General features: G+C 42.1%; 8 protein-coding genes and 1 pseudogene. 6 read left to right on the forward strand and 3 right to left on the reverse strand.

Going from position 1 to position 11062, the window contains the following annotated elements; genetic code table 11:
- The first annotated feature begins 7 nt into the window (after positions 1 to 7).
- Positions 8 to 1345: a proton extrusion protein PcxA gene (locus IM322_RS14100; protein WP_287076705.1), complete on the forward strand. Its 1338-nt coding sequence runs from the start codon at positions 8 to 10 to the stop codon at positions 1343 to 1345.
- Between the two features lie 35 nt (positions 1346 to 1380).
- Here IM322_RS14100 and IM322_RS14105 read toward each other — a convergent pair whose 3' ends face one another.
- A complete protein-coding gene (locus tag IM322_RS14105; RefSeq protein ID WP_287076703.1) occupies positions 1381 to 2175 on the reverse strand; it encodes an Rpn family recombination-promoting nuclease/putative transposase in 795 nt (264 codons plus the stop codon).
- Positions 2176 to 2211: 36 nt separating this feature from the next.
- Positions 2212 to 3519 (reverse strand): hemolysin family protein, encoded by a 1308-nt coding sequence (locus IM322_RS14110; RefSeq protein WP_287675497.1) that lies wholly within the window; start codon positions 3517 to 3519, stop codon positions 2212 to 2214.
- Positions 3520 to 3787: 268 nt separating this feature from the next.
- Here IM322_RS14110 and IM322_RS14115 point away from each other — a divergent pair, with 268 nt between their 5' ends.
- Together IM322_RS14115 and IM322_RS23380 are read left to right on the forward strand one after the other, a co-directional pair.
- Positions 3788 to 5272 carry a polysaccharide deacetylase family protein gene (locus IM322_RS14115; protein WP_287675498.1) on the forward strand — a complete coding sequence of 495 codons (1485 nt, stop codon included), beginning with the start codon at positions 3788 to 3790 and terminating at the stop codon, positions 5270 to 5272.
- A 273-nt stretch (positions 5273 to 5545) separates the two neighbouring features.
- Positions 5546 to 5730: pseudogene (locus IM322_RS23380) on the forward strand (hypothetical protein).
- On the opposite strand, the gene IM322_RS14120 reads toward IM322_RS23380, so the two are convergent.
- The gene (locus IM322_RS14120; protein WP_287675499.1) at positions 5713 to 6483 is read right to left on the reverse strand and encodes a segregation/condensation protein A; all 771 of its coding nucleotides are present in this window, start codon (positions 6481 to 6483) and stop codon (positions 5713 to 5715) included. The pseudogene IM322_RS23380 and the gene IM322_RS14120 sit on opposite strands and share 18 nt — an antisense overlap.
- A gap of 51 nt (positions 6484 to 6534) precedes the next feature.
- Between IM322_RS14120 and pdxH the strand changes: the two genes are divergently transcribed.
- From pdxH to IM322_RS14135, 3 genes are all read left to right on the forward strand, one after another.
- Positions 6535 to 7179, forward strand: a complete 645-nt coding sequence (pdxH, locus tag IM322_RS14125; protein ID WP_287675500.1) for a pyridoxamine 5'-phosphate oxidase — start codon at positions 6535 to 6537, stop codon at positions 7177 to 7179.
- A 233-nt stretch (positions 7180 to 7412) separates the two neighbouring features.
- Entirely contained in the window at positions 7413 to 7715 is a 303-nt protein-coding gene (locus IM322_RS14130; protein ID WP_287675501.1) for a trypco2 family protein, read from the forward strand.
- Between the two features lie 118 nt (positions 7716 to 7833).
- Positions 7834 to 11062: NB-ARC domain-containing protein (locus IM322_RS14135; protein ID WP_287713242.1), on the forward strand; the 3229-nt coding region annotated here is incomplete at its 3' end.

The following is an 11062-nucleotide window of genomic DNA, read 5'->3' on the forward strand; positions in this document are numbered from 1 at the left end:
GTTTCCTATGAATCTTAATCGGATTTTGCAAGGTGTTAATCAATGGTTATTACAAACTCCTGAACGTTCTTTAGATGAGGCTTATCATGCAGCTTTGAAGATTAAGGAGATAGAAGACAAGCATTTTCAAGGGCGAAAAGTGGCAGCGGAGTTCTCGAATTATGGCAGTACCACTAATTCCTATTTTATCGCAGAAGTTAAAGGTTATCTGCAAAAAATTAAAGTCAGATTGACGGAGTTTAAAGCTAGTCGCTCGATCGTTAATACCTTCGGACCAAATCAACCGACAATTAATAATGGGGTGATTACTGTCACCACAGATGTTTGTCTGAAAAAACTTCAGTTTATCGATAGTATTATCGGAAAATATCAAGGTAATTATTGGCAAGAAGATATTGAAGATGTCCCCAAAAGTCTCCAGAACAGAAATGTTGAGCGGGAAACAGCGAAAATAAAGACTTCTCGAAATCGCTCTTTTTTAGCGGCGGGTAGTATTGAAGATGAGGAAATAATCAAAAGTAATAAATCCCAAAAAGCTACGGAAAAACCGGGAGTTTTACCCCGTTCTTTTGTCAATACTTTTAATCGCATTAAACAGGAAATAGATCCCCAAGCGGAGGAATCGGAGGAGGCAGTTTTAAAAAGATTTCGCAATTCTCGTTATAAAACAGCCATTTCTCTCAAGTTTATTTTACTGTTAATTATTGTTCCTTTATTAACCCAGCAATTAACCAAAACTTTCCTGATTACCCCCTTGGTTAATAAATATTTCCAACAACAGGAACAGTTTATTTTTATCAATCAGGATTTAGAAGAAGAAGCTTTTTCGGAATTGAGAAGATTTGAGGAAGCTTTACATTTTCGAGGTATGATTGGTTTAGCACCCAAATTATCTAACGAAGAAATCGAGGGAGAAATTACTAAAAAAGCAGCGGTACTAAGTGAAGAATTTCGCCAACGAGGTTTAAACGCAATCGCTAACATTTTCGCCGATATTTGTTCCCTGATTGCCTTTGGTTTTGTTATCGCTTTTAGTCGTCGGGAAATCGAGATTGTCAAGTCTTTTCTTGATGGCATTCTCTATAATCTTAGCGATTCAGCTAAAGCTTTTTTAATTATTCTCTTTACCGATATATTTGTCGGTTTCCACTCTCCCCACGGTTGGGAAGTCATCCTAGAAGGGTTAAGTCGTCATTTCGGTTTACCGGAAAATCGCGAGTTTAATTTTCTCTTTATCGCCACTTTTCCCGTTATCTTGGATACAGTCTTAAAATATTGGATTTTCCGTTATCTCAATCGCATTTCTCCCTCGGCAGTGGCTACCTATCGTAATATGAATGAATAGGGTAAAATCAGGGAGAAACTTGATAATTTACCCTGCTAATTTGGGGGGGATAATTTGGCCGCTGTCTCTTGTACTTTGGTAAGTTCTAACTGCAAAGCAGTGGCAATCTGTTCTATACTTAAACCTAAAGCTAGTAAACTGGCGATCGCTTCAGTTTTAGCTTCTTCACGACCTTCTTCTTTAGCTTCTTGATAAAGTCGAGTTTGTCTGAGATCATCTAATCCGAACATAGCTTCTAACTCCGAGCGACTAAGATTAGTAAATTTATAGGCCAGGGTTCTTTCAATTAATTCTACAACTTTTTGCTGGAAAACTAGATCATCAATTTCAGCGATCGCTTTTTCTAAAAGTGGTTTTCCTCGTTGCTGTGCTAATTGGGGTGTAGCGACAATTAACTGAATAATTCCTAAACCCAGAGACGGAGCCGGATTATCGATTAATTCATCTAAATAAATACGTCTGATCTGTCCCGTTATCTCAAATCCCCGCAGTTGATAGGGAAAGTTATTATCCAGATCCCTGGAGGCAAATAAAGCTACAGCTATCCAATCCTGAACGGGTTTATACTGATTGAGATAGATGACAATTTCTGTTAAAAATCGCCAATAAAAATCACTTTTATCCTGAAATTGCACTTCAACAAAGTAAATAATTAGTTCCGGTGCTGCTGTGGTTGGTAAAAAAATACCGTCAAAACGACGCGCTAATTCTTTGATTTCTCGCGAGGAAAATTGATAATTTTCAGCTTTCTGGGTTGATTCTCCCAGTAATTCAAAAATTAACCCCGGAAAAGTTTGCAAGAGTTGATAAAAAATTGTATCGGTCTTCACAAGCTTGAAAAAATCTAGATGTTTACTAACAATTACTTACAAATCATCCAACAATAGCGTGACTAACACCTTATCGACACGATTACCGTCCATATCCACCACTTCCAAGCGCAACCTTTGCCATTCAAAATGAGCGGCAGCCCCCGGAATCCTACCAAGATAGGTAATAATAAAACCACCTAAAGTGTGATAATTGCCCTGTTTTTCCCCCGGTAATTCACTGATTTCAAATAATTCTTTAAAATCTTCGATCGCCACTGTACCATCGATCAACCAAGAACCATCTTCCCGCTGCACGATCTGAGCATCTTCAATATTATCTAATTGGGGTAAATCGCCGACAATTGCCTCTAAAATATCCTTGCGCGTCACCAATCCTTGAATTACCCCGTACTCATCCACTACCAAGGCAATATGATGACCACTTTGCTGCACCAATTCTAACACCTTTAAACCCCTAGTGCTTTCCGGCACAAAAAGCGGCTGTTGTAAATCCTTCGTCAGGTCGAAACTTTCACCGGTTAAACAATCTGCCAATAAGTCTGTGACTTCGATTACCCCCAAAACCTCATCTAAACTGCCCTGACACACAGGAAAACGGTTATGATTGCTCTCAATTAGCTTCTGGCGGTTAATTTCGGCACTATCTTCCAAATCTAGCCAAATAATATCTGGGCGCGTGGTCATAATCTGACTGACTCGGCGATCGCCCAATCCTAACACCCTTTCCACCATATCCTGTTCTGCTTCCTCAAAGGTTCCCGCTTCGGTTCCCTGTTTAAGCATAATTTTCAATTCTTCTTCCGTAATTGGGGAATCATTATTATTAGCGCTAATCCCCAACAAACTGAGAATCAGATTAGTCGATTGACTCAAAAGATGGACAACGGGCGAAACAATTTTCGATAGCTTATCGAGAGGATCTGCCACGAGGATAGCGATTTTTTCGGGATTACTTAAACCTAACCGTTTCGGCACTAATTCCCCCACCACTAGGGATAGATAGGTAATAATTAACACCACTAATCCTAATCCCAAAGCTTGACTGTAGGGGGCTAAAACGGGAACTTGCGCCAATAATTGCGCCACACTGACCGATAAATTGGCTCCTCCGTAGGCCCCGGCAAAGATTCCCACTAGGGTAATGCCAATCTGCACCGTCGATAAAATTTGATTGGGATCATTGGCCAATTTTAAGGCCATCGCCGCCCTTCGATCATCTCTGGCTAATTGTTCTAAACGGACTTTGCGCGCCGAGACAATGGCAATTTCCGAGAGGGCAAAGACTCCATTGAGGAGGATGAGGAAGAGTATAACAAGAATTTCGGTAGTCGCCGAGAACATGGTTAAAAGTTACAGGTAAAAGGGCGGATAGTTGTTTGGATCATAGTGCGAGGATCGGTTAAGTTCAGTAAAGAATCATCTTGATTTTTAACGAGTTACGAAGGCTTGTGTCTGGAGAGGGGGTACTCTCAGTATAAATGGGATAGGATAAAGTTCGCGCTCTTAACTCAGTTAGCAGTGAACAGTCAAGAGTGACCTGTTGCCAGTAAAAAAAGTTGTCCCTGGGAGAGTGGGGACAAACTATCTCAATCTATTCGCCTGAAAAATTATGATCGCTACACCCGTATCATCGAAATCGAACGCTATCACGGAAATCCGCCCCGGACTACCGACTATTTGCGGTTGGGAACAGGAAATCGCGGCGATTGTTAATCACGATGATCCGATCTTTTTACCGACAACAAATCTCCAATTAGACAATATTCAGGCTGGTTTTGCCTGTGCCTTGCATATGCACCAACCCACTATCCCCGCGGGTGTTAACGGTGAATTAATCTGCAATCTCCAGCATATGTTCGAAAATCTTGGGGATGGTGATAACCATAATGCCAGTGTTTTTGCCTGGTGTTACAGTCGCATGGGCGATTTTGTCCCAGAATTGGTGGCGGAAGGCTGTAATCCCCGGATTATGCTCGATTATTCCGGCAATCTCCTCTGGGGTTTGGTACAGATGGGACGGCAGGATATCCTCGATAAACTCAAATTAATCACCTGTAACAGTCAATATCAACCCTATGTGGAATGGTTGGGGACGATGTGGAGTCATGCGGTGGCTCCTTCCACACCGATTCCCGATCTAAAATTGCAGATGCAAGCATGGCAAACCTATTTTGCCTCGATTTTTGGCCCAGATGCCCTGAAACGAGTCAAAGGGTTCTCTCCCCCGGAAATGCACCTTCCTAACCATCCCGATACCCTCTACGAGTATATTAAAGCCCTGAAAGAATGCGGCTATCGTTGGTTATTGGTACAGGAACACTCGGTGGAAAATCTCGACGGTTCGGGATTGAGTCAGGAACAAAAATATATTCCTAATCGCTTGCTGGCGCGCAATTCTCGGGGTGAAGTGATTGCGATTACTGCTTTGATTAAAACCCAGGGTTCCGACACCAAATTAGTCGCCCAAATGCAACCCTACCACGAGGCCAAATGCCGCAGTAAACAGCAAATCGGCGGCGTTTGGGTTCCTTCCCTAGGTTCCCAGATTGCCGACGGTGAAAATGGTGGCGTGATGATGAATGAATTTCCTCGCGATTTTCCCAATCCTTGGCGGGAAATGCAAGGGGGTTCCACTGTGGCAGGATTTAACGGCACGGAATATCTGGAGTTAATCGAGGCCGCTGGCGTTAATCCCCAAGATTATCCCCCAATTCAAGCCGTACACCAGCATAAAATCTGGCAGGGAGTTAATTCGGATGCCGCTACCCCTGAAGCAGTGGAACAGGCGATCGCTGAGTTAAAACAGTCCGACCACCGTTTTACCATGGATGGGGCATCTTGGACAAATGATCTCAGTTGGGTGCGCGGTTACGAAAATGTCCTCGAACCGATGAACCAATTAAGCGCTAAATTCCACGAGAAATATGCTCCTTTAGTACAGGCGGATCCTAGCTTCACCCGACGACCGGATTATCTGGAGGCACTGCTTTATAATTTGCTCGTGCAAACCAGTTGTTTCCGTTATTGGGGCCAGGGTACTTGGACCGATTATGCCCGCACTTTGTACGAAAGAGGCGCAGCCTTAACTCGCTAAGATAGTAAGGTATCTAGGGCGCAGAATCTGCGCCTTGATAGTACACATATATTAGTAGAAGATGTTCGCCGATGAAGTAACTTAGGCTGAAAAAGTTGACAAATATTTAATGTTAATCTCTCTTTTGTCAAATTAGGAAAACTCTTGGCCTTTTCTCGTTCTCAACCTCTTATAGTAAATCTGGTTATTAAAAACTGATTATTTATTCTCCCTATAAGTAGCCTATACTCAACGGATTTAGTATTGTAAAGGGTTTGCGGCAAAAAGTTTCTTGTGGAGACAGGGTGTGGGGTGTGGGGTTTTACCAGTTTTGAGGTGGCCAATTACCTAATTTTCAGAGAAAAAGTACCTGAATTTTCCCCCCCGATCACTCCCAGAACCGGTACTTTTTGATTGCCAAAAGGTCTAAAAGTCTTACCCAACAAGGTTTTAAGATTTATTCAGCTAACCCTAATTAAAGAAATACTCAAATCCTGATAAAAATCCTCTTGTTTTAATTCCACTTTTGATTGAGAAGCCAGTAAAAGTAAAGCCCAAAAAATCGCCACCTTTTCCTGTGTTGCCGAGTGACTAGAGGGCTTTTCTGCTTGCCATAAATCTAATAAATACTCAAACTCTATCTCCTTTTTCTCTAATTGAAAAAACTTTCTCTGCAAAAAAAAGTCCAGTTCCGCCGCCAATTCCGTCAGGTTTTCTTGGTGGGCTAATTCCGTGATAATTTGTACCGCTTCCCGTCGGGATTGGGGACGGGGTTTCGGGACAACTACAGGCAGTTTCGGTAAAGCTTCAATCTCTAGGGCAATCTGTTGTAATTGAGTGATTAACTCCTGCAAAGTTACCCGTCTTTTTCGCGGTGGTGGGGCGGCAGTACGACGGCGAATATGATTTTCTAGATAACGGGGTAAAGTTCTTAATTCCCGTTCTAACTCGCTAATTTCCTCATCAATCAGACTTTCTTCTTGCTGGTCCAAAGACAATCTTTCTAGGGTATCAGCCTTAAATAAAACTAACATGGAAGCCCATAAAAAAGCCTGTCCCGATTGGGGTAAATTAGCCTGGGCCATGGCTAAATCTAGATCATTTAATAACCCCAATTCTGCCAAAAAGCGATCGATCACATCGATAACCTGCACATCCCAGGGGTCAATCTCTCCCTGTTCCGCCATTTCTAAAAGAGAGGCGATCGCATCACTGGCCGAGGTGATAGTCATGATTGTAGAATCTTGTAGGATCTCAAAGGATAGAATTTAGCAAGCAAAACCATGGACATATCGATCGCTGACCTGCGCTTGGACTACAATCTTGAAGAATTGCTAGAGTCAGAAACATCTGCCGATCCTTTCATTGTATTTAAACAATGGCTAGAACGGGCGGTATCTTCGGGAAGATTGGAACCCAACGCGATGACTTTAGCTACTATTTCCCCGGAGGGTAAACCCCGGGCCCGCATGGTATTGTTGAAAGACTTCGATCCTCGCGGTTTTGTTCTCTTTACCAACTACCACAGCGCCAAAGGACAGGAATTAATCGCCAATCCCAATGCGGCCCTAGTGTTTTGGTGGGGAGAATTGCAACGGCAAATTAGGATTGAGGGAACTGTAGAAAAAATCAGCGAGGAGGAATCGGATAATTACTTTTTTGTCCGTCCCTGGGAATCTCGTTTAGGGGCCTGGGCCTCCCATCAAAGTGAAGTGATTTCTGGGCGGGATATCCTCGAAAAACGCCTAGCAGAACTAAAAGAAGAATATGCTGGTCGTGAAGTTCCCCGTCCTCCTCATTGGGGCGGTTTTCGCCTAATTCCTAGTTTAATCGAGTTCTGGCAAGGTCGCCCCAGTCGTCTCCACGATCGTCTCTGTTATTATCGTCAAGAAGATGGCAGCTGGCAAAGGCAACGTTTAGCCCCTTAGTTTGATCTTGACACCTTGTATTGGCAAAATAGCTCGATGCTAATTCAATTTGTCATTTTAGTCTTGAGATAATATTAGGTCGATTTCTTTTCCCAACCCGCGCTTCCCTTAGCGATCGGGTTGGGCTATTATGTCATTTGGGAAAGGCAATCCGTCCGCCCTAAAGTTTCAGAAAAACGATAGAATTGAAAGGGTTTTTGTTTGCATCCTTCAAAAATAACTAGAGAATTAATATGGCCATCAATAAAGTTGGACTTCGGGAAACCTTAGAAGCATTGCGGGTTGAACTGAGTAAATCTATCTTAGCCGCTGAGGGTGAGCAGATTCGCTTTGAAGTGGGTGAAATTGAATTAGAGGTTCAATTTGTGGTTGAGCAGTCGAAAGAAGGCAAAGGTGGGCTGAAATTTTGGGTAGTAGAAATGGGTGGGGGTGTCACCAATAAAGATACGATAACCCATAGAATTAAAATTCCCCTTAAACCCTTTGGGAAAGATGGAAAACCTCTATTGACAGGAAGTGATGATATTCCCGATTAGAATTTTATACCCCTAGGGACGCAATGCTTGCCCCCAAAGCAGTTAATTTGTAGGATGGGTTAGCGAAGCGTAACCCATCGCCATCCCAGAAGAATAGGTTACATCAATCCGATAAGTTATGGCACAATTCCAACCCGATCGCGCTTTAGAAATTGTTGCCCCTAAGTATGGCACTGCCTATCGAATTGGGGGACGTTTACTCTTGACTTGTCGGCATCTATTTGATAATAGTAACGACTGTAAAGTACGATTTAGATCGCCATCAAACTATTCTGATAAGCAGGATATAGACGCTCAAGTAATTTGGAAAGCCCCCGATAATATAGATATAGCTTTAGTTGAATTACCAGAAACTATCGAAACTTGTGATCCTGTAGGTTTTGGGGTGTTACCTGATGCGAGTAGCACCCAAAAAGTTAAATTTGACTGTTTGGGCTTTCCTTTATTTTTACGGTATGCTGAAGATGAGATAAAATACGCCACAGGGTTACATATTGAGGGAACTATTGATGTAGCTAATCGTGTTCCTCATCACCGTTTGTTATTAAATATTAAAGATAGTCAAGACATACAACCCACCGATGAACAATTAGAAAGATTAGCAGAAGATCAGTCACTTTGGCAAGGAACATCGGGATCAGCAATTGTTTGTCATGGGTTAGTGATTGGGGTACAATATAAACAGCAAATTAGAGCTCGTCCGGCATCTTTAGAGGCTGAATCTTTGGCTAGGGTTTATGACAATCCCGAATGGTGTGAGATTTTAGAAAAACATGATATTGACCCTGAACCTAAACCCGTTATTTCAGTTAATCTTAACACTCGTTCCTATCGAAATCAAGCCCCTCCTAAACCAAGTTATTTTGTGGAACGTCCAGAGGTTAGTATTAAAGTAAAGGAACTTTTGTTATCTAAAGAAACGGCTAAGACAGGGACATTAGTTATTAGTGCGATTTATGGATTAGGAGGTATTGGTAAGTCAACTTTAGCGGCGGCTTTGGCACAGGAGAAAGACGTTCAAGCTTATTTTCCTGATGGGATTTTCTGGGCAACTTTAGGGCAACAACCAGATATTTTATCTTTCCTTCATGGGTGGATACAAGCTTTAGGGGATTATGATTTTAAGCCGACGGGTATTGATGCAGCATCGTTACAATTAAGGACTTTATTAGCAGATAAAAAAGCCTTATTAGTAGTAGATGATCTGTGGAATGCGGAGGATGTGGAACCGTTTCGAGTGGCAGGAGATGGTTGTAAACTATTGGTAACTACAAGGGAAACTCCCGTAAAAGGGGCAATTCGTTATGATTTGGACATCATGACGGAAACACAATCTTTAGCGTTATTAACGGGTTATTTAAGGCATGAATTAATCCAAGAAGAACGTAAACAAGCCAAAATATTAGCCAAAATTGTCGGTTATTTACCTTTAGCATTGGAGTTGACGGCAGCTCGAATTAATAAAGGAATATCTTGGGAAAAAATACTTTCTGATTTACAAAAAGAAATTGTTAGGCTAGAAAAATTAGATGAAGTAAAACCTCATAAAATGCCTAATGAGGAAAAGCGAAAAAATCATAGTTTAGTGGCTTGTTTTAATCTAAGCCTAAGAGGATTATTACCTGAAGAGTTAGAAAAATTTATCTGGTTAGGTGTTCTTCGTGATGATGTGATGATTACTAAAGAAATGGCGATAACCTTATGGGATTGTGATGAGGATGAAGCAGAAGAAACAATAAGTGATTTACGAGAAAAATCATTATTATCTATCACTTATCGTGTCCATGACCTCTTACATGATTTAGCCCGGAATCTTTTACAAGCCTCTCCCCATCCTGAAAGAGATTATCAATTACCGGGGTTAGGTTTGTCGATTTCTGAGGCGCATGGGCAATTTTTAACTCGGTATCAAAGACAGACTAAAAATGGTTTATGGCACAGTTTAGAGGATGATGGCTACATTTATAATCAATTGATTTGGCATTTGGAAAAGGCGGGAAAAATAGCAGAGATTCATCAATTACTGAGGGAAGAAACGGCAGAAGGACACAATGGTTGGTATAGCAAATGTGAGAAAGAAGCGAAAACGGCGACTTTTATTAAGGATGTTTCTAGGGCTTGGCAACTGGCGGAAGCTGATTTTGCTAACAATCCCAGTCAGTCTATCGGGTTACAGGTGCGTTATGCTTTGATAACCACTTCTCTGAATAGTTTGGCGGGGAATATTCAACCAGAATTAATGGATTTACTGATTCAGTATGAAATCTGGACACTAGCTCAGGGATTAGCTTATGTGAGGCAAAATCAAGATTCTCGGAACCAAGCAGAAGAATTAAAGGCAATTATTCCCTATCTTCCCCCGACTTTATTACCCGAAGCGTTAGCTACAGCTAGAGAGATTAGGAATCAATACGACCGTGCAAAGGCATTAACAGGGTTAGCCCCCTATTTACCCGAAAATCTCTTACTTGAAGCCTTAGCCATAGCCAGAGAGATTAGGTATAAATCCTACCGTGCAAAGGCATTAACAGGTTTAGCCCTCTATTTACCGGAAATCTTACCGGAAGCCTTAGCCACAGCTAAAGAGATTGGGGATGAATCCAACCGTGCAAAGGCATTAACAGGGTTAGCCCTCCATTTACCCGAAAATCTCTTAAGCGAAGCCTTAGCCACAGCTAGAAAGATTGGGTCTAAATACTATCGTGCAAATGCATTAACAGGGTTAGCCCCCTATTTGCCCGAAATCTTACCGGAAGCCTTAGCCACAGTTAGAGAGACCCAAAGTGCAAGGGCATTACCAGGATTAACCCCCCATTTACCCGAAAATCTCTTACTCGAAGCCTTAGCCATAGCCAGAGATATTAGGTATACATCCGACCGTGCAAAGGCATTAACAGGGTTAGCCCCCTATTTACCCAAAAATCTCTTACTCGAAGCCTTAGCCATAGCCAGAGATATTAGGTATACATCCGACCGTACAGAAGCATTAACAGGGTTGGCCCCCTATTTGCCCGAAATCTTACCCGAAGCTTTAGCCACAGCTAGAGAGATTGGGGATAAATCTAAACGTGCAAAGGCATTAACAGGGTTAGCTCCCTATTTACCTGAAAATCTCTTACCCGAAGCCTTAGCTACAGCTAGAGAGATTGGGGATGAATCCAACCGTGCAGAGGCATTGACAGGGTTAGCTCCCTATTTACCTGAAAATCTCTTACCCGAAGCCTTAGCTACAGCTAGAGAGATTGGGGATGAATCCAACCGTGCAGAGGCATTGACAGGGTTAGCTCCCTATTTACCCGAAAATCTCTTACTGGGACTTAAACGCTCAACAAAAGTCCAATCGAGTA

Origin of the sequence: Microcystis sp. M109S1, from assembly GCF_020247025.1 — a bacterium.
Classification (GTDB): Bacteria; Cyanobacteriota; Cyanobacteriia; order Cyanobacteriales; family Microcystaceae; genus Microcystis.